Origin of the sequence: Streptomyces sp. 378, from assembly GCF_030124145.1 — a bacterium.
Lineage (GTDB): Bacteria > Actinomycetota > Actinomycetes > Streptomycetales > Streptomycetaceae > Streptomyces.
The window spans coordinates 1-21,421 of record NZ_JASKMS010000057.1; the positions used below are offsets into that span (position 1 = coordinate 1).

Annotated in this window: 18 protein-coding genes and 2 pseudogenes; 6 read left to right on the forward strand and 14 right to left on the reverse strand. The window is 68.3% G+C overall.

Translation table 11 applies throughout. The annotated features are described in order from the left end of the window. Window positions 1–31: 31 nt before the first annotated feature. Complete coding sequence (locus QNO09_RS38515) at window positions 32–346, reverse strand: hypothetical protein (RefSeq protein WP_283974893.1); 315 nt, start codon at window positions 344–346, stop codon at window positions 32–34. 51 nt (window positions 347–397) lie between these two features. Between QNO09_RS38515 and QNO09_RS38520 the strand changes: the two genes are divergently transcribed. Next, the gene (locus QNO09_RS38520; protein WP_283974894.1) at window positions 398–1,423 is read left to right on the forward strand and encodes a nucleotide kinase domain-containing protein; all 1,026 of its coding nucleotides are present in this window, start codon (window positions 398–400) and stop codon (window positions 1,421–1,423) included. A gap of 8 nt (window positions 1,424–1,431) precedes the next feature. Here the strand turns inward: QNO09_RS38520 and QNO09_RS38525 are convergent, their stop codons facing one another. From QNO09_RS38525 to QNO09_RS38540, 4 genes are read right to left on the reverse strand one after another with little or no spacing between them, the layout of a single operon-like run. Further along, the gene (locus QNO09_RS38525) at window positions 1,432–2,220 is read right to left on the reverse strand and encodes a thymidylate synthase family protein (RefSeq protein ID WP_283974895.1); all 789 of its coding nucleotides are present in this window, start codon (window positions 2,218–2,220) and stop codon (window positions 1,432–1,434) included. 53 nt (window positions 2,221–2,273) lie between these two features. Beyond that, window positions 2,274–3,152 (reverse strand): ImmA/IrrE family metallo-endopeptidase, encoded by an 879-nt coding sequence (locus QNO09_RS38530; RefSeq protein WP_283974896.1) that lies wholly within the window; start codon window positions 3,150–3,152, stop codon window positions 2,274–2,276. Continuing rightward, complete coding sequence (locus QNO09_RS38535; protein WP_283974897.1) at window positions 3,149–3,556, reverse strand: helix-turn-helix domain-containing protein; 408 nt, start codon at window positions 3,554–3,556, stop codon at window positions 3,149–3,151. Before QNO09_RS38535 ends, QNO09_RS38530 begins: the two co-directional genes overlap by 4 nt. Beyond that, on the reverse strand, window positions 3,553–3,837 hold the full coding sequence (locus QNO09_RS38540; protein ID WP_266082894.1) for an acyl carrier protein: 285 nt from the start codon (window positions 3,835–3,837) through the stop codon (window positions 3,553–3,555). Before QNO09_RS38540 ends, QNO09_RS38535 begins: the two co-directional genes overlap by 4 nt. A 98-nt stretch (window positions 3,838–3,935) precedes the next feature. Here QNO09_RS38540 and QNO09_RS38545 point away from each other — a divergent pair, with 98 nt between their 5' ends. Beyond that, window positions 3,936–4,814: a nucleoside triphosphate pyrophosphohydrolase family protein gene (locus QNO09_RS38545; RefSeq protein ID WP_283974898.1), complete on the forward strand. Its 879-nt coding sequence runs from the start codon at window positions 3,936–3,938 to the stop codon at window positions 4,812–4,814. Window positions 4,815–4,826: 12 nt separating this feature from the next. Here the strand turns inward: QNO09_RS38545 and QNO09_RS40195 are convergent. The 5 genes and pseudogenes from QNO09_RS40195 to QNO09_RS38570 form a co-directional block, all read right to left on the reverse strand. Next, window positions 4,827–5,009, reverse strand: a pseudogene (locus QNO09_RS40195) (hypothetical protein); the annotation flags it as partial. Further along, window positions 4,997–5,380 carry a hypothetical protein gene (locus tag QNO09_RS38555; RefSeq protein WP_283974899.1) on the reverse strand — a complete coding sequence of 128 codons (384 nt, stop codon included), beginning with the start codon at window positions 5,378–5,380 and terminating at the stop codon, window positions 4,997–4,999. The pseudogene QNO09_RS40195 and the gene QNO09_RS38555, both read right to left, overlap by 13 nt. Before the next feature lie 213 nt (window positions 5,381–5,593). After that, window positions 5,594–6,151: a telomere-protecting terminal protein Tpg gene (gene tpg, locus QNO09_RS38560; RefSeq protein ID WP_283974900.1), complete on the reverse strand. Its 558-nt coding sequence runs from the start codon at window positions 6,149–6,151 to the stop codon at window positions 5,594–5,596. Between the two features lie 91 nt (window positions 6,152–6,242). Beyond that, the gene (gene tap, locus QNO09_RS38565; protein WP_283974901.1) at window positions 6,243–8,354 is read right to left on the reverse strand and encodes a telomere-associated protein Tap; all 2,112 of its coding nucleotides are present in this window, start codon (window positions 8,352–8,354) and stop codon (window positions 6,243–6,245) included. A 58-nt stretch (window positions 8,355–8,412) separates the two neighbouring features. Beyond that, window positions 8,413–9,459 (reverse strand): helicase associated domain-containing protein, encoded by a 1,047-nt coding sequence (locus QNO09_RS38570; protein ID WP_502962411.1) that lies wholly within the window; start codon window positions 9,457–9,459, stop codon window positions 8,413–8,415. Between the two features lie 320 nt (window positions 9,460–9,779). Here QNO09_RS38570 and QNO09_RS38575 point away from each other — a divergent pair. After that, window positions 9,780–10,028, forward strand: a pseudogene (locus QNO09_RS38575) (IS630 family transposase); the annotation flags it as partial. On the opposite strand, the gene QNO09_RS38580 reads toward QNO09_RS38575, so the two are convergent. Continuing rightward, window positions 10,009–11,472 carry an NsdA family TPR-like regulatory protein gene (locus QNO09_RS38580; protein ID WP_502962412.1) on the reverse strand — a complete coding sequence of 488 codons (1,464 nt, stop codon included), beginning with the start codon at window positions 11,470–11,472 and terminating at the stop codon, window positions 10,009–10,011. The pseudogene QNO09_RS38575 and the gene QNO09_RS38580 sit on opposite strands and share 20 nt — an antisense overlap. A 473-nt stretch (window positions 11,473–11,945) precedes the next feature. Beyond that, window positions 11,946–12,530 carry an RNA polymerase sigma factor gene (locus QNO09_RS38585; RefSeq protein ID WP_283974903.1) on the reverse strand — a complete coding sequence of 195 codons (585 nt, stop codon included), beginning with the start codon at window positions 12,528–12,530 and terminating at the stop codon, window positions 11,946–11,948. 119 nt (window positions 12,531–12,649) lie between these two features. On the opposite strand from QNO09_RS38585, the gene QNO09_RS39800 reads away from it, so the two are divergent. Genes QNO09_RS39800 through QNO09_RS38600 form a run of 3 tightly spaced genes read left to right on the forward strand, consistent with a single transcriptional unit; the run spans window position 12,650 to window position 17,543 of the window. Then, complete coding sequence (locus tag QNO09_RS39800) at window positions 12,650–14,476, forward strand: tyrosine-type recombinase/integrase (RefSeq protein ID WP_349637023.1); 1,827 nt, start codon at window positions 12,650–12,652, stop codon at window positions 14,474–14,476. Further along, window positions 14,473–16,986: a tyrosine-type recombinase/integrase gene (locus QNO09_RS38595; RefSeq protein WP_283974904.1), complete on the forward strand. Its 2,514-nt coding sequence runs from the start codon at window positions 14,473–14,475 to the stop codon at window positions 16,984–16,986. Before QNO09_RS39800 ends, QNO09_RS38595 begins: the two co-directional genes overlap by 4 nt. Beyond that, window positions 16,983–17,543, forward strand: coding sequence for a DUF6262 family protein (locus QNO09_RS38600; RefSeq protein WP_283974905.1), 561 nt, complete (start codon window positions 16,983–16,985; stop codon window positions 17,541–17,543). The genes QNO09_RS38595 and QNO09_RS38600 overlap by 4 nt, the downstream gene beginning before the upstream one ends. Before the next feature lie 57 nt (window positions 17,544–17,600). Here QNO09_RS38600 and QNO09_RS38605 read toward each other — a convergent pair whose 3' ends face one another. Both QNO09_RS38605 and QNO09_RS38610 read right to left on the reverse strand, forming a co-directional pair. After that, window positions 17,601–20,234 (reverse strand): DEAD/DEAH box helicase, encoded by a 2,634-nt coding sequence (locus QNO09_RS38605; RefSeq protein WP_283974906.1) that lies wholly within the window; start codon window positions 20,232–20,234, stop codon window positions 17,601–17,603. A gap of 78 nt (window positions 20,235–20,312) precedes the next feature. Continuing rightward, window positions 20,313–20,966, reverse strand: coding sequence for a hypothetical protein (locus QNO09_RS38610; protein WP_283974907.1), 654 nt, complete (start codon window positions 20,964–20,966; stop codon window positions 20,313–20,315). Window positions 20,967–21,421: the final 455 nt, after the last annotated feature.

The window sequence follows — 21,421 nt, forward strand, 5'->3', positions numbered from 1 at the left end:
CCTTCACCAGCATCGCCTGCACCCTCATCTGCTACCGCAGACTCACCAAATGAGACGACTTCTTAGGCGACCGGGTGGGGCCGGGGACGCGGACGGTGGGGAGGTCGGGGCGTTCGTTGTCCGCGGCCAGGGCATCGCTGGGCAGCCGCCGGTAGGCGTGGAGGAGATCGGCTACGGCGTCGGGGCTCGCTTCGACGGTGGCGACGAGTGCGGCCAGGATCTGGGAGCGGGAAGCCTGTTCGCCGGCGGCGACTGCGGCCCGCACGAGTATGTCCAGGCGCTGGTCGACGTCGTTGGGCCAGGTGACGAGTGTGTTGCGGCGGGGCTGCTGCCACAGCAGGTCCACGGTTCCCCCTTGTCCGTGCCAACTACCCTGTATCGAATATATATTGAGTGCATGGTGACGCTGCTGCAAGGACGCCGGAGGCCGGAGGGCTCGGGGGCTGCTGCTGCGGCCGGGATCAGCATTGCGGGGCGGATACTGCACCCGACTCCCGTTTTCGACACGTACTGGCGTTTTGCTGCGGCACGTCAGGCGGTGTACGAGGCGCGGCTGTCCGGTGGGCAGGGGCCGTGGACGAGTGATCCGATCCTGTCGCGGTACCGGTTCACCAACTGCTACCGGGCCGCGGACCGGGTCAGCCAGGTCCTGATCGGTGACGTCATCTACGACGGCGAGCCGGAGTGGGAGGAGGTCTTCTTCCGCACCCTGCTGTTCAAGGTCTTCAACAAGGAGTCCACGTGGCGGCTGCTGACCGGCGAGCTGGGCGAGGTGCGGTGGGACGGGTACGACCACCGGGTTTTTGACCGGGTGCTGTCGCGGGCATTCGCGGCGGGGGAGCGGCTGTACTCGGCCGCCTACATCGTGCCGCCGCCGCAGCTGGGGGAGCAGCGCAAGCACCGCAATCATCTGCGGCTGCTGGAGATGATGATGACGTCCGGCGCCCCGGAGAAGGTCCTGGCGGCGTCAACGCTGCGGGATGCCTACGAAGTCCTGCTTGGCTATCCGGCCATCGGTCCGTTCCTGGCGTACCAGTTCGTGATCGACCTCAACTACGCGGAACAGATGCCGTTTTCGGAGATGGACTTCGTCGTGGCCGGGCCCGGCGCGAGGGACGGGATCCGCAAGTGCTTCGGTGTGGCGGCCGACGGCATCGAGGCCGATGTCATCCGGTACATGGCCGACACCCAGGACGAGCACTTCGCCCGCCTGGGCCTGCACTTCGCAGGGTTGCGTGGGCGCCCGCTGCAGTTGATCGACTGCCAGAACCTGTTCTGCGAGGTCGACAAGTACGCGCGCGTCGCCCACCCGGAGATTGCAGGGATCAGCGGCCGCAGCCGCATCAAGCAGGCCTACCGCTCCTCGACGGCACCGGTGCCGGCCTGGTTCCCGCCCAAGTGGGGGATCAACGCGCCGTGCTGAAGCGAGTGTTATGCGGCCAGGGGCGGGGTGTCGCTCAGCAGCGGGCGTATGGCGGTGATCGGCCCGTCTAGGTGGGCGTGCCCGGCCACGACGGTCAGGGTCCCGACGGCCAGGTCGGCCTGGTCGGCGATGTAGGCGAGCAGCCTGCCCAGGCCCAGGTAGTTGCCGTAGGCCCGTTCGAACATGTAGTGGCTGCGGTACAGCGCCGCGGCGTGCACCCGGCCGTCACGGTCCAGCTGGAAGGAGACGTGGCTCAGGCAGGGGAAGCCGCGGTAGAGGTTGTCGCGGTCGGCGGCGTGCACGAGCAGCTCGGCCGGTACGTCGCCGTCGTCGGGGTGGGTGAGGTCCGTTTCATAGGCGGCGGTCATCGGCCCTTTGCCCGAGGCCTGCTTGCGCAGCCGGCTGATGATGTTGCCGACCTGGTCGATGTCGGTCTTCTTCGCGCCGGGGTAGGCGACCAGGCGGCCGAAGTAGGTGCCGTGCGCATTGCCCGGGAACTTCCTCAGCCGCGGGTACATGGCGCGGTAGCGGGACACCAGGTCGGCGTGATCGGCGGCTCGGGCCGCGAGGCCGGCCGGGAAGAGGGTGCCGGCGACGGTATCGATCGGCTCGTGCCGTTTGGCGGTGCGCAGCCGGTCCAGTTCCGTGCGGAAGCCGGTGTCGTCAGTGGTGGGGTCGGTGATGCGTACGACGGTGTGTAGGCCGGTGCGCGACGGGTTGTCCTTGCGATCCAGGGCATTGCAGGCGGCGATCCAGGCGCGGGTGACGTCACGGCCGGTGACATCGAAGCTGATCATGAATCCTCCTGGCACGGTCGACGGGGCAAAAAGGAGTCCGGTGCGGCAGGTGGTCAGTCCGGCCAGACGTCGTGCACACCGGCGCGGGGCGCGTCCCGCACCACCGTCAGCCGGACCGGCTCGTCCCAGTCGACCGCCGACACCTCCAGCACGACCGGATCGCCCAGCTCGTCGGTCACCACAGCCGCCTGCTCTACATCCGTGCAGCGGGCCAGGCCCTTGGGCAGCGAGACGAACGCGGCTCCGGCGCTACGGACGATCAGCACGTCACCGACGTCGGCATGTATCTGCTGCCGATGGGATGACGTGGTGACGACATGGACCTGGGCTTCCGCAGACAGGGCTGCCCCGCCCGCCAGGGAACTGCGCAGCGCGGCCAGGGAGATCTTCGCCCACTGGCGAGCACGGTCGGCATCCAGCAGACGAAGGTTTTGCAGATGCCGCACGGTGCCCGCGTAGGAGGTGCCCAGCTCCCTTGCCAGCCGGTACACATGTTCCGGACTGGTCGGCTGTCCCCGGCAGATTCGGTCGAGACCGGCCAGCACCGCCGGGCGCGGCATGAGGAACCATGCGGCGAACGCCTCCGCGGTCTTCTCCTCGTCCGGCCAGCTGCCGTTGCCCCACCGCAGCGCCGGGCTGAGGTCGTCGTCGGCCGCCGTACGGTGCCGCAACTGGTGGTGCCCGAGCTCGTGGGCCGCGGTGTGTCGCTGGGTGACGATGTTCAGATTGGCGTTGAGCAGCACGGCCGGCCCGTTGTCGGCGGGGGAGATGTAGACGCCGAACAGGCGCGGCATCGGCTGCGCCATGCCGACAACTTGGGCTCTCTTCAATGCCTGGTGGACGGGTACGTAACGGGTGCGGTCGATGCCCAGATCACGGTGGGCCTGGGCAGCCGCGATCCCGGCGATGCGGTGCGCCACCGCCCAGTTCACCGCTGGCTGTCCTGTTCCGCGGAGTCTTCCTGCTCCTTCTCGGCCGCCCGCCGCAGCGAGAGGTACTCGGCGAACTCCATCACCGTCTTCTGGTCGCCGTCGGTCAACTGGGCCAGTGCGCGCGGCAGCCCAGCCAGGGCGTACTCGCCGGCGTCCGCATCCTCTTCCTCGGCAAGGAAGTAGGCGACCGGCTGCCGGTACAGGCGGGCGAGCTTCTTCAGCTCCAGGCTGTCCACACGCCGCTCGCCGCGCTCGATGTCGCTGATCGCCGAACGGGGGATGCCGGTGTTGTCGGAGACGAACTGTTGCGACATGTTGAGGTAGTCGCGGGTCTTCTTCAGCCGTTCGCCGAGCCGGGTGAGTTCGGGATCGCGGGCTCGCGAGTCGGAGGGTGGAGGGGTCACGATTGCTGCCTTTCGATGATGGCTTCCCGTACCGCGCGGGCGAACGCCTGCACGGACCGGGTGGCCTCGGCCGACTGGCGGTCGGCAGGAATGGCGATGGAATAGCGCTCCTCAATGCGCGTGAGGATCTCCACGATCAGGAGCGAGTCGACCGGCAACTCCGCTCCTCCGTCCTCGAGTTCGGCCCTCACGTCGGCTGCGGGCTTCTCCTGCAGTTCGGCCAGGAACTCGATGACGACCGAGACGATGTCGTCGATGCCCGGTGTGACGGTGCTCAGCATTCCTCCCAATCGTCTGCATTTCCAACGTCGGTGTCCTACGATACGACAACGTCGAGGAATCCGACAGACCTGTCCCAAGATCAGACGAGGAGTGAGGCGTGGACTTCCAGCGCTACCAGCAGGCCGCCATCAAAACCCTCCAACCCCCCACCGAGGACACCGACCCCGTCCTCATCCCCCTACTCGGCCTCGCCGGCGAAGTCGGCTCCCTCACCACCGCCTACAAGAAACACCTGCGCGACGGGCCCGCCCATGAGCAGGGCAAGCATCAGCTACGCGAAGAACTCGGCGACGTTCTGTGGTACATAGCCGCCCTCGCCCACCGCTTCGACCTCGACCTCGACGACATCGCCACCGCCAGCCTGGAAAAGACCAAAGACCGCTGGCGCACCACCCCCGACACCGAACACACCCGCTTCGACGACCACTTCCCCGACCACGAACGCCTCCCGCGCCAGACCACCCTCACCTTCACCCCCACCACCCGAGACGACGGCAGTACGGTCATCGTCCTCACTCGCGAAGACGGCACCCCCGCCGGCGATCCCCTCACCAGCGCCTCCCACATCGAAGACGACTACCGCTTCCACGACGCCTTCCACCTCGCCCACGCCGCCGTCCTCGGCTGGTCCCCCGTCACCCGCTTCCTCCTCGGCCGCAAACGAAAAAGCAGCCCCCACACCGACGAAGCCGAAGACGGCGGCCGCGCCATCGCCATTGAAGAAGGCATCTCCGCCCTTGTCTTCTCCTACGCCGCCCGCCACCGCTACTTCGCCGACATCAAGCACATCGACAACGAACTACTCACCACCATCGGCCACATGACCGCCCACCTCGAAGTCAGCATCTGCCGCGCCGCCGACTGGGAGCACGCCATCCTCACCGGCTACACCGCATGGCGCCAGCTGCGCGAGCAGAACGGTGGCATCATCCACCTTGACCTCGACCAGCGCCTTCTCACCGTCGATCCGCTATAACCCAGGCCCGGCTCAGCCCGCCCGCACCACTGGCCCGCCGCGGCTGTTAGACGCGCCGCAGTACCGCCACCACGTCGCGTCGTCGCCGGGGATCGGCTCGTACACCGAGTTGTGCGGGAGGAGCCAGCGGGCTGCACGGAGGCGTCCTGGGCCTCTGTCGTGACGCTCATCCAGTCGGTCGGCTACGGAGCTTCCTTGCGGAAGAGAGACAGCAGGGTCCGGGCCGGCAAGGCGCCCGGGTCGAAGAACTGAGTGGCCAGAGCGGGCGGCACTGCGGTTCCCTGCATGCGGACCTCGTGGCAGGTGAAGCAGAACGCCGCCTCGAACAGCGCCAGATCGAGAGAGTCGTCGTATGCCCGGACGCTCCAGCCCGGCGAGAAGCCGCAACGGTGCTGTTCACTGCCTGGCAGGCTCTCGATCAAGGCCAGGGCGGCGTCGGCCTCGCTCCCGGCCCAGTGGGCAACCGCCGTGCCGGGGTACGGGACGTCCCGCCTGGCGGGAAGGGCGGAGATCCGTACGACCTCGATCAGCACGGTGGCGGTAACGGCTTCGGCGGGGAGCTGCATGAGCGCAGTTTGCCCGTCAGGTTCGGAGGCCGGGTAAGGGGCACAGACGCCTTCGGCAGGCGCAGGCCGGTGTCAGTTCGATCGACCCGATGCCATCCACTGTGGAGGTCGCACCGAGGCAGCCACGGACGCGAAGTGACAAACCGCCTGCCTTGGTGACAAGCATCGTGCTTCGGCTCAGTCGAGGTGCTGGGCCCGCCGGCGGGTGTGAGGTTAGTAGTCGAGGTCGAGGTAGTCGATGTCGTTGAGGGTGACGTCGGAGAGTCCTGTGGCGCGGGCTCCGCCGTCCTGGAAGTAGATCTCTTTGAATCCTTCGGCGATGATCTGGCGCATTTGCTGGTCGCTGGCGCCGGTGTTGCGGGCGTCGAAGAGGCGCTGTGCGTAGGCCGGGGGGAGGTGCACGGTGAGTCGCCGGAAGCGTCCGTCGTCGGTCGTGCCGACGGGTGCGGTGTACCCGAACCGGGCTCTGGTTTCCACGGTGATTCCGGTCGTGGTGGCGGCTTGTTGCTGGCGGCGTTTGCGGACCTGGGGCTGCCATCGCTGCCGTACGGCGGCGTCGATCCGTTCGGCGACGGCCTGGGGCGGGTGCTTGCGTTCGCCCTTGCGGTAGCGCTCCACCGACCGCTGGCTGACGCCGATCTCCTCGGCGACAGCCCGGGTCGTCTTGAGCTGCTTGATCAGGTAGCCGATCTGGCCCTTGAGGGTCTTGGGCGGCTGGCGGGTGAACGCTTCCCGGTCGGCCCGCTCGATGGCGTCCTCGATCTCTGCCACGGCTCAGCCCTTCTCGGCGGTGGGGTCCTGGCCGCCGGTGTCGGCCAGCGGGAACCGGGTCTTGTACGTCGGGCCGGCGTCGGGCACTGGCCTACTCGCCTTCGTCGAGGACGGCGTCGCCGCCCTTGATGTGGCGGGCGGGGTTGTGGCCCTGTTCCATCAGGTCGACCGCCCACAGCATCGACTGGACGCCTTCGAGCTTGGCCAGGCCCGGCGTGGGTCCGAGGCGGAAGCCACCGGGCTGCGGCTTACCCGAGGCGGCGTACGGCAGGAAGTCCAGCGGCGAGTCGCCTGGCGAGGGGTAGACGACGCAGTCGGAGAGTACGGCGAGCGGGTACAGGCCCGTCATCGTGGCCATGTTGCGCAGTTTGCGGTGCATGTTGATGCGGGCCTTGGAGATGACGGCGGCGCGGATGTCGGGGCGCCAGGTCGGGCGCTGGAGGGCCGGCCACCGTTCGCCCTCCTTGTACTTCTTGCCCTGCGGGCGTTCGCGCAGCTTGCCGATACCGCCCTTGACGGTCGCCTTGATGGCGGCCAGGACGGCCGCCATGGCGGGGTCGGCGTCCTTGTGCCGCTCCATCGCCGCGAGGAACTCGGCGTCGTCCAGATCCTTGGTGACGCCGAGGTCGGCGAGGGTGTCGACGTAGGCGGTCTTCAATCGGTCGTGCCACGGGTCCAGGTAGGCGCCGGTCTCGCGGCGCAGGTACGCCTCGAGGGGCTGGACGTTGTAGCCGAGCTCCTGGGCGTAGGCGACGGTGTGCGTCTGGTACCAGGCAGGTCCCGTCGGCCGGGTGCCGTCCGGCGTGAACGGCGAGGGCAGGCGAGGGTCCACCTCGACGTGGGAGAGGTCGACCAGCCAGCTCCCGGGGATCTTCGGGTTGAACGTCGGGGTGTGAAAGTGGTCCGGGGCGGACAGGCCGACAACCAGGCGGGCCGCGGCGGCGAGGAAGGCGGTGTTGAGGTCCAGGCCGACCGCGTACGGCAGCGTGCACTCCTCATCCGTCAGCAGGCTGACGTCGCGCACCCACTGGTACGCCTCCTCATTCAGGAACCCGCCCTTCCAGCCGGAGTCCACGACGACCGGGTGCTCCGGGGTGGCCTCCGGCGGCGCCGGATCCATCGGCTCCGTGCCCAGCGAGCCGGGGTTGTGGCCGGGCACCCAGTTCCCCGTCTCCGGGTCCTGCACCGCGCGGGTGGGCGGCCGCAGCGCCGTCATCAGCTCCAGCCCCGACACGGCCGTCGACCCGCGCGGCGTGATGACCCGCTGGGCATACACCCCCAGGACGCGGGCGACGTCGGCCGGCTCCATCTCGGAGACGCCGGGCCAGGACCGCTCGTCGAGGGCGTCCCAGGACAGGATCGCCAACTGCACGCACTGCCGCTCGCGGCCCTGGGCCTTGCGGTAGATCCTTGCCCACGGGCCGAACCCGCGCTGGGTGAGCCGCCACTTCGCCTTCACCACCTGCTTGACCACTGGATGGTCCTCAGGCAGGCGCAGGGAGCGGCGCTGCTCGTGGCCTTCCAGGCGCTGCGGCAGCCCGAGCTTCACGGCGGCCGCGGCGGTGAGCACGATCAACGGATCGCTGTCCTTGCCGTAGCGGTTGAGCTTCGGCGCGCCGAGGCCGGACTCGCGCAGCGTCCACTCCACCAGCTCCACCACAGTGGTCGCGGGGCAGTCGAGCACGATGCCGCCCGTGCCGTACGCGCAGCCGTCACCGTCCAGGACCGCGAGGGGCCCGTGCGGGAAGCGCGGGTCGGCTGCGGGCTGCGCCGCCTGCTTCGTGGCCGGACGTCGCGATGTCGCAGCGGGCCGGGGGGTGGCGGGGCGCGCCGGTGCCGCAGCCGGAACGGCGGGAGCCTGCGGGGCATCTGCTGTCTCCACCCTGGACGCACCCGGTTCGCGAGACGCCGCGGGTGCCGTTGCGGCAACCGAGGCTGGTGGAGCTGCACCGGGGGCGGGGTACTTCGCCGCCCACCCGTTGAGCAGCCGCTGGTAGGCGTCCAGGCGCGGTGACTTCGGCTCGCTGCGGCCGTTCTCCCAGTTCTTCACCGACTGGGTCGTCGTCTTCAACGCGGTGGCGAGGCGGGCCTGCGTGATGCCGGCAGCCTCACGCAGCCGGGCACGCTCCGCCGGAGGCGGCAGGTGCGGCTCCTCGTTCAACAGAGCGTCGACGGATGCGAACAGCTCTTCCTCAGATGCCATATCCCCGCACCTTCACGTCAGGACTCGATACTGCTTAACCGGAAACTTATCCCATTCCTTAACCTTCGCGTGCCCATTCCAATCCCAGTATGGCGAGTGCGGCGAGTTTGTCGGCGGTGAGCTTGGCGCGGCGGCTTTTCTGGTTCATGATCCACACTCCGAGCTTGACCTCCGTGCCGTCCTCCAGCCGCTCTACGTGGGCCCTGGGGACCGTCACAGAGCCCTCCCGGGCCTTGTACTGTGCCAGGGCCGCAACGCCCCGCTCGAATGCCCCCACGGGCGTCGTGGACGGCCTCGCGGGCGCCTCCGGCTCCGGGGCGAGTGGGGTGATGCCGAGCTGTTCCAGGCGTTCGCGCTGTCCGTCCGTCAGGGCCTGCCAGACTGCCGGTTTCTGCTGTCGGGCCAGCCACTTCCCGATGTCCATGCCGTGGACGGTGACGCCGGGCAGGACCTCTGCCTGGCCCTCTTCGTCGCGCACGAGCTCGCGCAGCGCGGCGTAGTGCCGCTGCCACTCCGCTGGCCACGACGGGTTCCAGTCCTCGTCCACGGCTTCCAGCGCCGTCTTCCACTCGGGGTGTCCGTCGAGGGCACCCGGCCGCCGCAGATTAGAAAGCCATTGCCCTACCGGCCGGTCCAGCATCGTCGCGGGCCGGGGCGCGCACAGCGTCCAGTGCTGCTCGTAGTACGCCTTGGCGGCTTCCAGGTTCTCCTGGAACCGCTCATCCGCCAGGCTCCAGACCATGCCGAGCTGCTCAAGTCGCCTCGCGCGCTGGCCGTTCATCTGCCCGGCTGCGTAGGCGCGTCGTTGTTCCGCGACCCATTGACCAAGCGGTGTCGCGCCCTCGCGGTGTCCGTAGGGCACCCTCGCGTTCCCGACCCGCTCGACGTACGTCTTCAGCTTCGCCCAGCCGCGGGCCCAGTCCTGGCGTTCGGTATCGATCACGTTGAAGGAGACCCAGTCAGCGACCATCACCGGATCCCTAGGGGCGGCGAAACGGAGCAGCAACCGTGATTCTTCCTCGCCGTCTTCTGGCGCGACACCGATGTTCACGGACGGCTGCACTTCGTCCTTCTGCGGCTCCTGGGGAATGGCGAGCAGTTCCACGGCCTCTTCATCGTGAGCGCGCAGCCCTTTTATCTGGAGGTGCTGGCATCGCGAGGCACGTTTGGTCGGGAGTAGATGGGATGATCATGTTGTCCGGTCTGATGCTGCTGCGCGGACTGTTGGGGACACGTGTCTTCGCCCGGCGCGGCCACACGCCCGCGTTACTGTTCGAGCCGCGGGATCGGGATGGCCACCGCGTCCTCATCGCGTTCGGCCGCCCAGCGCTGAGGGAGCTGCACGCAGGCCCGTCTGACCCTCTGTAGCTGCTCGCCACTCTCCGGCGGACGGGTCTGGCCTATGGGCCGCCTCGCAGGCGGCAGCATGTCGATGCCGCGATGCGTGAGCTGATCGAGGCCCGGCAGTGGCTGACCGTCTTCCACTTCCCCTCCTATACACCCGAGCTGAACCCGGCCGAGGACTTGTGGGCTCTGAAGAACAGCCTGGGCAACCTCGTCCCCTGCACCACTGATGAACTGACCGCCCGCACTCGTCTGAAACACATGCAGTACGAGCCTGGCCTGCTCGACAGCTTCATCGCCGAGACCGGACTCATCCCAGCTCCGACATGACGTCCTTCCGAACCGAAAGCCTCTGTAGCTGCTCGACGCGGTAGTTGTGTACCACCGCCGCGTCCTGGTACGGCTCCAGCCGGCGTTCGAAGTCGCGGACGTACTCCACCGCCCGGACCGACCGCATCTCCGCCGCCTGGCCGGCCGCCTCGGCGGCGAGCTGGCACGCCTGGTCGAGTTCACCCAGGCCGAGGCGGGCGGTGGCGAGGACCACGCGGCAGAACAGACGGCTGCGGGCGTAGCCGGAGGCGCGCAATTGCAGGGAGCGTTCCGCGTGCTGGGCGGCGGCGCGGTACTGCTGGAGGTCGCGGTGGCAGTGGCCGAACTCGTCGGCGAGCTGGGCCTCGTCGAAGAACCGCGCCCAGTGCGGCACCTCGTCTCCGGGCCGCGCGCTCTCCAGGGCGCGCTCAGCGCGTACCAGCGCGGCCGTGGAGGCCCGCACCTCGCCGAGCACCGCGTGCCCGCGTGCCTCGGCGGCGTGCAGCAGCGCCTGCACGACCGGCGGCACGGATCCGCCCGCGCCCTGCTGAGCCACGCGTGCGAGCTGCACGGCCTCCCGCCCGTGCCCGAGGTAGACGGCCTGCTGGCTCATGGTGACCAGCACGTACGCCCCGTACGCCCGGTCCCCCGCCGCCTGCGCGAGCCGCAGCGCCTGCACGAAGTACCGCTGGGCGAGCCCGTGGGCGGCGATGTCGTACGCGGTCCAGCCGGCCAGCCGGGTGAGGTCGGCGGTGGCCGAGAAGAGTCGGCGGCCGACCTGCTCGCCGTAGAAGCCGCGCAGCATCGGCTCGACCTCATGCCTGAGATGGCGTACGAGCGGCCTTTGCACGTACCCGCCGCCATGCTTTTCATCGAGCGTGGTGAACAGGTCGCTGAACGAGCGCAGAGCAGCGAGGTCACCGGAAGCAATGCGGGTCGAGGTACCTTCGCTGACCGGGAGCCGCTGCTCCTTTGACGGATGGTGCGCCACCTGTTCATCGGCGCGGCCGATCAGCCAGTCGCGGCTGGGGACGATGAGTCCGGCCGGTGTGAAGGCGACCTTGCGGAGGTCGGCATGGCTTCCGGAGTCCTTGCGCCACAGGCCGCTGACAACGTCGATGGCCTCCTCGGGTGTGGCGGCGAACTCCAGCCCCGCGTAGACGGGCGCGCCAGCGTCGAGTCCGAGGTCCTGAGCGGAGAGACGGCGGCCGAGGCGGCGGGTGAAGGCCTCGGCGATCAGGGCGGGTGCGATGCCTCTGGGCTGCTGGCCGCGCAGCCACCGGGTGACCGACGTCTCGTTGTAGCGCAGATCAAGACCGTGCTCAAGGCCAAGTTGGTTGATCCGGCGGGCGAGTCCCGCGTGAGAGAACTGTGCCTCCCTTATGAGATCAGCCAGATGCGCGTTGGAGGCGACGATTCGCCTCTTCCGCCTGCCTCCGCTTCTGCGTTCGGTGGCTTTCCTCAACGGAGCATCAACGTCTACTGCTGAGCGTTGAGGACTCGCAGAAGCCTGGTCTTCCGGCCCGTACCCATCTCGTGGTGCATCCTGCCGCTCCATGGCCGGTGTTGAACGGCTCTGCGTCCCATGAGATTCATTCTCCTGGTCAGATGCTGCCTCAGAGACTACGGCCGCTGCGCTGTTGGGCAGGCCCTTAGAGCCGAGCCTCATCAGATCGTCCTCGGCGCCGGGGACGCCACTGTGAGCAGCGTCCTTCAAGTACTGGCGGGCCGACACATAATCGCCCCGCTCAAGGCACTCATGGCCTCGCGCGTATGCCTGGTACCCCGACTCGGTGGCCTCGACGCTGGCTCGCAGTTGGCCTTTCTCCTCCGCACTACGCCCTTCCAGACGCCTCATCACCGCAGCGAATCCCTCCGCTTTCGCAGCCGCGGGCAAGCTGATGCGCTTCTCCAGCCCACTCTCCTCTTCCTCGTGGGTCACCGGTGCACCTCCTTCGCCGCGTCGGTGGTCTTATAGGCGTCCATACACGGTGACTCCCGCAGTGCCTTCAGCGCCTGCTTCAGGATCTTCTTCATGTTTTCGAAACCGACTCCAAGAACGTCGGCACACTCCTGCACCGAGAGTTCGGCCAAGTACCTCAAGTACAGCGCCTGTCGCTGGCGTTCAGGCAACTCAGCCAGCCCCTGCTGAAGGTCGAGGCGCAACTCCACGATCTCAAAGTCTCGGCTCCCGCTCGCTGTGGCCGTGAGAACCGCTTTGAAGATGCGCGCTTCAGCGTCGGATGTCACTGTGCTGCGGCGATAGTGGTCGACCAGACGGCACTGCGCGACCCGATAAAGCACTGCCACCGGCTGGGAATGCTCGGCATGACCGGGCCACCATGCGAAGAACTCCTCGAAAATCCGGCTGGCCACATCTTCAGCATCGTCCCGACCGATCCGGCGGGCCAGGAAGGTTAAAAGCCGCTCGATCTGCGCATCGTAAAACGAGGCCAGCATCGCCTCAGTGACCACAGGAACACCAGTGCTTGACCCGGAGTTTTGACGATCTTGCAGGCTCACCGGCGCCGCCTTGCGGCCGCTGTCCGCCCTCCAACAGACCGCCGAGAAACTGCCGGACCGCGCGCCGCATCGCCAGCACGGGCCCTCCCTGTCAGCGACCAAGTACCAGCCGGTCCGTCGTGGTGTACCTGGACCTCCCGCTCGCCGACGGCGACCTCAACCACCATCTTGGCCAACATTTCCTGCTCGTGCTCTCGCCGCCGCTCACGGGCCAGTTCTACCCGCCGCCACTCACGCGCCACCACCCCGGCCAGCATGACCACAGCGATCACAACCCCCTCAAGCACCGGCATGCCCCGCGCCTCCTCAATACCCGTCTCCGGCCCAAACGCGCCCGTCACTCTCTTAATCGAGCGAGCCACCTCAAACGGGTACCGGCCCTTCCAAGAATCTTCAGCCGGTGTCCTACATGCCCTGGGCTGCATCGCCCGGTTCTGAACACCCTTGGTCTGAGAACACGCGCAGGTGGCGACGAGCGCGAAGAAGACGACAGCGTGCTGCGCACCACCGCCCTGGAGGTTGGTCAGGAGCTACGCATCGGAGAACCTGTGGGCGCAGGCGATCACAGCCAACAGCCGGGCGACTGGCGCCGCGACCTGCTGGACGACTTCGCCGATCCCGACCGGAGCTCCGCCGTGCTCGCCAGCGTCCGCGGGCTGGGCGAGGGCGCACGGATTATCCATAGGTGCACGGATCTGTGTGGTGTGTTCGGCGTGGTTCTCACCTGGTCGTGTGGTGTGTCTCCGGAAGGGGCACCGGCTCAATCCGGGCTTGGTTGTGTTTGGTGTGTGGATGCCGACTTTGTGGCGGAGCGTGCTGTTTCTCCGGTGACCGGTGTGGTGCGATGGGTGGTGGTCGACGCCGGCTCGTTCGACCTGCACACCGAGGCGGTGGCGTTCCTGGCGTCGTTGAGGGCGCGGGGGTGTTCGCCGAACACCGAGCGTGCCTATGCGGGGCGGGTCGCTCTGTATTTGAGTTACTGCCGGATGCGGCGGCTGGACTGGCGGACTCCCGGCTTCCTGGATCTGGCCGGGTTACAGCGGTGGCTGGTCGAGACGCCCGTCCCGCCCCGCGCCGACCAGGTGCGGCCCGGTTCTGCCCGTTACCGGTCGCAGGGCACGGCGAACGCCGTGCTGACGGTGGTGGGGGAGTTCCTGCGGTTCGCCGCTGTGCACGGCTGGGTGCCGGCCGATACGACGGCGTTGCTGTCCCAGCCGAAGTTGCTGCGCTTCACCCCGCCCGGCTTCGATACCGGCGAATCGGGTCAGCGGCGCCAGGTCGAGGCGGCCGCGTTCCGCTTCAAGGTCACCGAGCCGGGCTATGAGGACCTCAGCGACGAGCAGATCCGCCGGATGATCGCTGCGGCGCCGAGTGCCCGGGACCGTTTCCTGATTGCGCTGCTGGCGTGTACGGGGCTGCGGATCGGTGAGGCGCTCGGGCTGCACCGCGGCGACATGCACCTGTTGGCCTCCTCCCGCGTGGTGGGCTGCGGCGTGGAGGGTCCGCACGTGCATGTCCGCCGCCGTATGGACAACCCCAACCGCGCCCTGGCGAAGTCCCGGCACCATCGCTTCGTGCCGGTCACCGCCGATCTGGTCGCGCTGTATACCGACTACCAGTACGAACGCGACCGGGTAGCCGAGGCGGCGGAGTCGGAGATGGTGTTCGTGAATCTGTTCCGTGCGCCGCTGGGCCGGGCGATGTCGTACCCGAATGCCAAGGAGATGTTCGACCGGCTGGCGCGCGCTCTCGGACAGGCGTGCCGTCCGCACATGCTGCGTCACTCGGCGGCGACCCGCTGGCTGCGTGATGGCGTCGACCGCGATGTCGTGCAGCGGTTGCTGGGCCACGCCTCCCCGCTGTCGATGGAGCGATACCGGCACGTCGACGACGCCGAGGCACGGGCAGCGGTCGAACGTGTCGGTTCTCTGAAGGAGCGTCGATGAGCAGCATCTCGTCCGCGCTGTCGCGGCTGCCCGCACCACATACCGACAGCGCGCGGGACCTGGACGGCGGGGGATGGGCCGCGTGGCTGCAAGACCATCTCGATCCTGCCTGGCGGACGAGTGAATGGCGGCAGGACTGCTGGCTGTTCACCGGCAGCGTTCACGAGCCGCGCAGCTCAGTTGCGCTGTGCCGTACGGAGGCGTGCGACACGGTGGTCTCACCGGCCAACATCTTCTGCCCTTTCTGCAAGGAGGAGCAGAAACGGTCGCCGCTGCCCGACGCGGAGTTCGCGCAGGTCTTCGTGCCGGTGCGCAACCGGGTCCCTTTCGGCGGTGTTCCGGAGCAGTGCCGCTTCACGAAGGACGGGCAGCGCTGCGTCCGGCCCCGCCACTGCAAGGGACTGTGCGCCACGCACTACACGAAGTGGAAAACCCACACCACCCGCAAGACTGCCGGCCGGTGGGAGGACACCGCCGTCCCCTACACGGATGTTCCTGTCTGCCCGGCTCCCGCCTGCCCGCTGCCGGGCCTGTACGGCCGGGGGCTGTGCCGCCATCACGTGCAGCGTTTCCGTGAGCACCGACGCACTCACCCGGACGCGGCCGTGGCACCGTGGGCGGCTCAGCAGCCCCCGTATCTCGCCCCGCACCAGTTCAGTCTCCTGCCGCTGCCCGAACTGCTGCGCTGGGAGGTCCTCTACGGTCTGCAGCAGGTGGCCCCGTGGCTGCGGATCTTCGAGCCTCCGCAGGTGCGCCGCATGGTGCGGGACCTGGCGGGTGCCACCACGCTCGTCAGCGACATCTCGGACCAGCAGATGTGCCCGCGTTCCACCGTCGCGGTCCTGCGGATGCTCGGCCGTGTGCGTACAGCGGTCCGGGCGGGCCATGCGCAGTACACCGGCACCGCACCGTCGCAGGATGACGTCTTGGACCTGCGGGCGCTGGGCCAGCGCTCCCGCACCCCGGCCGGCATCCGGCAGCCCAAGACCGTCGACCTGCGTACCATCCGGCAACCGTGGCTGCGCGGCCTGCTGCGCACCTGGACCCTCCAGCAGCGCCCGGGAGCGGACGAGTTCGCCCGCACGCTGCGCGGCGTGGAGCTCGCCTCCCGGGCTCTCGCGCAGCGCCCGGGAACCGACGACCCCGCAGGCTTGCGCTACGACGACGTCACCGCCGTGGTCGACGCGATCCGCACCGCACTGAAACGGGACGGCGAGCCGGCCGGCTGGAACTACCGCATGTCCATCGCCAGCCACTTCTTCGCCCTGATCGACTACGGCCGCCGCTCCGGAGCCGCGGACGACCTCTCGGCCGCCTTCGTCCGTGACCCCGCCCTCCACCGCATCCCCGAACAGGAGGCCAACGAGGACGAGATCGGCAAGGCGATCCCCGAACCGGTGATCCGCCAGCTCGACGCCCACCTCCACCTCCTCGGCCTGGGGCGGGCCCGCGGCCAGCGCACCCTCGCCCCCGAAGACCTGCAGCTGATGTACCACACGCTGTACACCCTGCTCAGAGACACCGGCCGCCGGCCCCTGGAAGTCTGCTCCCTGCCCCGCGACTGCCTGGAAACCCGCAACGACCAGATCTGTCTGGTCTGGAACAACCACAAGGCCCGCCGCCACCGCAGACGCCTGCCCATCACCACGTCCACCGCTCAGGCCATCCGTACCTGGCAAGAACGCCGAGAGCAGCTCCAGACCAGCCTTCCGCCCACCGGCGCCGACTACTTCTTCCCCGCCCTCACCCACCTCGCCACCCGCCCCTACCTGCACACCAGCTACCTCGGCGAGACCCTGCGCGACTGGGTCGGCTCCATCCCCCACCTGCACGGCGAAGGCACCGACACACAGGGCAACCCGCTGCCTTTCGACCGCTCCCTCATCTACGCCTACGCCTTCCGCCACTCCTACGCACAACGCCACGCCGACGCCGGAACCCCTCTCGACGTCCTGCGCGAACTGATGGACCACAAGTCCGTCAGCACCACCCAGCGCTACTACACCGTCTCCCTGAAACGAAAACGCGACGCCGTCACCAAGCTCGCCGCCCACGTCGTCGACAACCACGGCCACCCCAGCCCCAGCTCCGAGACCGCCTACGAACTGCGCTCCGTCGCCGTCCCATACGGCGGCTGCACCGAACCCAGCAACGTCAAAGCCGCAGGCGGCTCCTGCCCCATCCGCTTCCAGTGCGCCGGCTGCGGCTTCTACCGCCCCGACCCCTCCTACCTTCCGGCGATCGAACAGCACATCAACGAACTGCGCGCCGACCGTGAAACAGCCCGGGCCATGGACGCCGCCGAATTCGTCATCACCGCCTTCACTGCCCAGATCACCGCCTTCGAGCAGGTCACCGACCGGATGCAGCGCCGCCTCGCCGCCCTCCCCGCCGCAGAACGCCAGGAGATCGAGGAGGCCAGCACCATCCTGCGAAAAGCCCGCGCCGGCAACACCCACACCCTCACCCTCCTGCCGCTCACCGTCGTCTCCAGGACCGACCCGGCATGAACCCCCGCGGCAACCCGCACACCCTCGCCCAGGCCCGCCGCCGCACCAGCCTCGACAAACGCCAGCGAGCCCTGACCGCACTCACCAACCTGGAACAACAGGGCGAAAAGATCACTCATGCCGCGGTCGCCCGCACCGCCGGCGTCTCCACATGGCTCACCTACACCCAAGGCATCCGCGAGCACATCGAAGCCGCACAACAACGCCAGCACCCCACCACCCCCTCACCCGCCCACACCCGCGGCACCACCGCCACGCTGCGCACAGAACTCGAGCTCGCCAGGCGGGAAATCCGGACCCTGAGGGAAGACAGAGACCGGATGCGGCAGGCCGTCCAGCACCAGCTGGGACAGCAGCTCGACGCCCTCGACACCAGGAACCTGACCGCACGCGTCGACGAACTCACCCGGACCAACCAACGACTCGAAGACAGCCTCCAACAGGCCACCGACGACAACCACCAGCTCCAAGCCCGCGTGAATACCCTGGAAACAGACCTGGCGGCAGCACGCACCAGCCTCCGACGGATGATCCGAGAAGAGAACACAAACCGCTGAGGGCGTGTCCAGGCACCCCAGGACACGCCACGCTTCAGCAACCCGACAGACCTGCTGCTAGGCCCACTCAACTCCGAGTTCGGCGAGAGCGGCGCGCTGGTCATGGGTGAGCTTGTCGCGCCTAGCTTTCGTGTTGGAGATCCATACTCCGAGCTTGTGCTGGTGTTCCTGGCCGTCGATGACGACGGCTTCGACGTGTCCTCTTGGTACTGCCTTGTGGGCGCCCTCGCGCTGAATCCACTGTGCGAGGGCCGCCAGACCGCGTTGGAAGGCTGCTGCCTTCCCTCCGTCCTTTGCGGACGGGGTCGGTGCGGGCGGTTCGGTGGGTGTTACGCCCAGGGCTGTCAGCCGTTGCTGCTGTTTCTCGGAGAGCTCCCCCCAGTTGCGGCGTTGCCGCTGGAGCCATTTGCCGAGGTCGTCTCCTTCGAACTGCACGCCGGGCTGGATGTCGGGGAGTCGGCCCTCGGGTTCGTCGGCGGTGAGGTCGGCGAGGATGCGGTAGTGGCGTTGCCAGTCCAGTGGCCAGGGGCAGTCCCAGTCCGGGTCGATCTGGGCGAGCTGTGCGGCGCGGGCTGTCGCACGCTGCGGGTTCTTGCCGAGGCCGTCCTTGCGGCGGAGGTTGGCCATGTGTTCCCCGACCGGGACCAGTTCGCTGTCGGCGTCGCCCCATACAGCGTCGCGTCTGGGGGCGAGGTGGCCGTGGGCGCGGCGGAAGGAGCGCAGCGCTGCGAGTTTGTTCTCCCAGGCTTCGTCGCCGGGCTCCCACACCATCCCGGCCTCGTCGAGCAGCATCTTGCGGTGGGGATCGAGTTCGTCCGCACGGTAGGTGCGCCGCTGTTGGTGGACCCACCGCCCCAGCGGGAACGCCTTGGTGACGCCGGCCTCGGTCTCGGTGTCGTAGGGGACGGCGTACAGGCCGGTGATGTGGTTGTCCTTCCGCCAGCGCAGCAGGGCCTGATAACCCTCCAGCCACACCAACGACTCCGGCCGGTACACCCGGGTGCGCAGGAACGCCGCGATCGTCGCCGCGTCCCTCGGAGTGGAGAAGTGCAGCAGCGCTGACTCCACCGCGCCCTCGCTCTCGTGCTGCCCGCACTCGCCTTCGGCCGTGGTGCCGACGATCCGCCCGTCCTCGTCCCGCTTCACGTGCACGTGTCGCCGCCCGCTGGTCAGCGCCCGGCTGGCGAGCTGTTCGACGAGGCGTTCGGAGTGTGAGCGCAGGCCTTGGAGGACGGCTACGAGAGGTGCGAACGAGGCGGAGGCGACCATGCCGGTCGGGTCTTCGCCGGGCTGGAGGAAGACGGGCACGATGATCCTGGCGACCTTGTTCGTGCCGTCGGGGTTGGGGCGCAGTGCGCGGCCGATGTTCTGGACGATCTCGACCTGGGAGCCGCGGGTGTCGGCGAAGCAGATCGCCTCCACACCTCGCTCGCCGACGATGTCGACGCCTTCGCCCAGGACCCGGACGGAGGCGAGGAACGCGCGGTGCACGCGGCGGCCCGCGGTGTCGATGCCGTCGGCGAACTGCCGTAGGGCTTCGCGGCGTTCGGCGACGAGGTGGTCGCCGCACAGCCACGCCGCCCACACCCGGTTCGGCGGTACGTGGCGGCCGGCCTCCAGCTGGTAGAACTCCGCATCGATCGACGACTTCGGCAGCAAGTCCGCGTCGGCCAGAGCCTCGTCGGAGACCTCGGCCGCGTACAGCTCGGCGGCCGTCTGCGGCATCTTCTCCGCGAACGCCATCGCCTCCTCCACCCGTTGGTGGAAGGTCATAACCGTGCGCAGGTTCCGCGCGGCGGCGTGCTCCAGGAGCGCAGTCTGCAGCAGCGCCAGCCGCCGACCCCGCTGCGCCTCCTCCGATAGTGCCTGGACGGGGGAGGGGTCGTGGATCTCCAGCACGTCGATCTCGAACCCGGCGAGGATGCCGCGCTCGATCGCCTCGGACAGTTCGAGCTCGTAGATCCACTCGCCGTACGGGCCGTCCGGATCGGACGCCATAGTCGCGATCTCCAGCTCCTGCCCGTCCCTGCCCTTCTGCGGCCGGGGGGAAGCGAGGATGCGTGGGGTGGCGGTGAGGTAGAGCCGGAAGTCCGCCGGGATGCGGGTGTTGTCGTGGATCGCCGCCCACGGCCGCCCGAGATCACCGGTCGTTGAGTGGGCTTCGTCGACGACGGCGAGGTCGAACGGGGCCATCGTCTGTCCGTACAACCGCTCTCCGCCCGCCAGAGCAGCCTCCAGCGGCCCGCGAACGCGTCCCTGACCCAGCGGGTCCTCCGGGTCGTCGCGGTCCACGAGGGAGGCGTACGTGGCGAACACGACCACCGGCCCATGCCCCGCCCACAGCGCCAACTGGATCGCGTTCGTAGTGGTCCGTACGCCCAGCTGCTCCAGGACGTCGTCCTTCTCCAGCGAGCACACCCCGACCATCGGCCCGCTGTGACCGACCCTCCGCCACGCCTGAACGGTCTGCACGAGCAGATCGAGGGTAGGGACCATGACGAGGATCCGTCCGCCACGGAAGCACTCCAGCGCAGCCCACGCAGCCGTGATCGTCTTGCCAGACCCCGTGGCGGACACCACCGTGGCGCGCGCCCCTTCCGCGGGCACAGAGGACCTTGCAGGGAATCCGACCCACCGACGGATACGCGCAGTCGCATCCACCTGGTGCTCTCTGAGCACGATTCTCTGCATTCCAAACTGTCCTGTCATCAGTTCCTCTTAAAGAAAGCAGCGTTGCAGCCCGATGTCTCATCAATGGCATGTGAGCTCTTAAACGCCGAGCCCTTTGAGGCCCCATTCATCGAGCCCGGAGTAGACCGTTGCCGTCCGGCATTGCGGTGCCAACATGCACTCAGCTTTCCCACGGTAGACAGCCACAAGAGAGTCAGCTCTTCGCCACCAGGTGTCCGCGCGTCCGGCAACCTCCAAGACCGGTTCCGAGCCGTCGAGTTGCAGCGCCTCCACGGCTTCACCGGTCACCGTGGTGATAGTGCGGGCGCACCGACGGGCATGATCTGCGAGGGCCACCGAACCCACCCACCCCGCGACGCTGCCATGCAGAGGCACCCAAGTGCCGGCATGAATACCGAACCCCCCTTCGGGACCAATCATGAAAGCGTAGGGAAGCGCGGTGCGCTGCAGCCCGGCCCCGAACCACCAGCCCTCCGCCTCCGACTCCTCAGGAACGTCCGCACTCAACGAACTGGGACCGCCGTCGTAGTGCGGAGACGGAGGGAGAGCCATCCCGCCCCAGATTTCCTGATACGCCACAGCACGGTCGATCTCCGCTGCCGGGATTCCATGTTCCAGCCACCGGCCCCGGTGCTGCTCCACACCAGGATCAGGAATCCGGTAACCGTGGATTCGGACGAAATATCTAGCCCTGCGCGTAAGCCCATCAGGAATCTTTTCCCTGATCGTCACTCGACCCACCTCATCGACTCCGCTCACCCTGTCGAGCTCACACAGCCTTGAGGGTGTGACTGGTTTTTCCCAACTCTACATGCTGCATCACAAGGAGGCATGTACTACGCTCAAGCTCGAAACGAACGAGCAGCCACCCCTCCTCGTAGCCAGCCAGGCCCGCGCCAGCGGGCCCGAAGGGACTGGAGGCGCAGCCGGAAGGACCGTTGAGGACGGGGGAGCGCAGCGGACCCGCCCGGCCGGCCTGGAGCGTCAGCGGAGGGCCGGATCCAGGACGAAGTCCTGCTGCTCCGGGAGCGCAGCGGACGGAGCGTCAACCTGACTGCGCAGCAGTCAGGTTGAGCGGGACGCGCAGCGTCCCGCCAGCGCTCCCGCGGAGCGGGAGCGCAACAACCGCGCGCAGCGCGGTTGTTCGCTTGCACATCGCGCAGCGATGTGGTACCCGCTCCGCGGGG

Bases quoted from the DNA above. Each gene is read 5' to 3' on its own strand.
- QNO09_RS38520 (WP_283974894.1), top strand. From the start codon at position 398: ATGGTGACGCTGCTGCAAGGACGCCGGAGGCCGGAGGGCTCGGGGGCT.
- QNO09_RS38525 (WP_283974895.1), bottom strand. From the start codon at position 2,220: ATGATCAGCTTCGATGTCACCGGCCGTGACGTCACCCGCGCCTGGATC.
- QNO09_RS38540 (WP_266082894.1), bottom strand. From the start codon at position 3,837: ATGCTGAGCACCGTCACACCGGGCATCGACGACATCGTCTCGGTCGTC.
- QNO09_RS38555 (WP_283974899.1), bottom strand. From the start codon at position 5,380: ATGCAGCTCCCCGCCGAAGCCGTTACCGCCACCGTGCTGATCGAGGTC.
- tap (WP_283974901.1), bottom strand. From the start codon at position 8,354: ATGGCATCTGAGGAAGAGCTGTTCGCATCCGTCGACGCTCTGTTGAAC.
- QNO09_RS38595 (WP_283974904.1), top strand. From the start codon at position 14,473: ATGAGCAGCATCTCGTCCGCGCTGTCGCGGCTGCCCGCACCACATACC.
- QNO09_RS38600 (WP_283974905.1), top strand. From the start codon at position 16,983: ATGAACCCCCGCGGCAACCCGCACACCCTCGCCCAGGCCCGCCGCCGC.
- QNO09_RS38605 (WP_283974906.1), bottom strand. From the start codon at position 20,234: ATGCAGAGAATCGTGCTCAGAGAGCACCAGGTGGATGCGACTGCGCGT.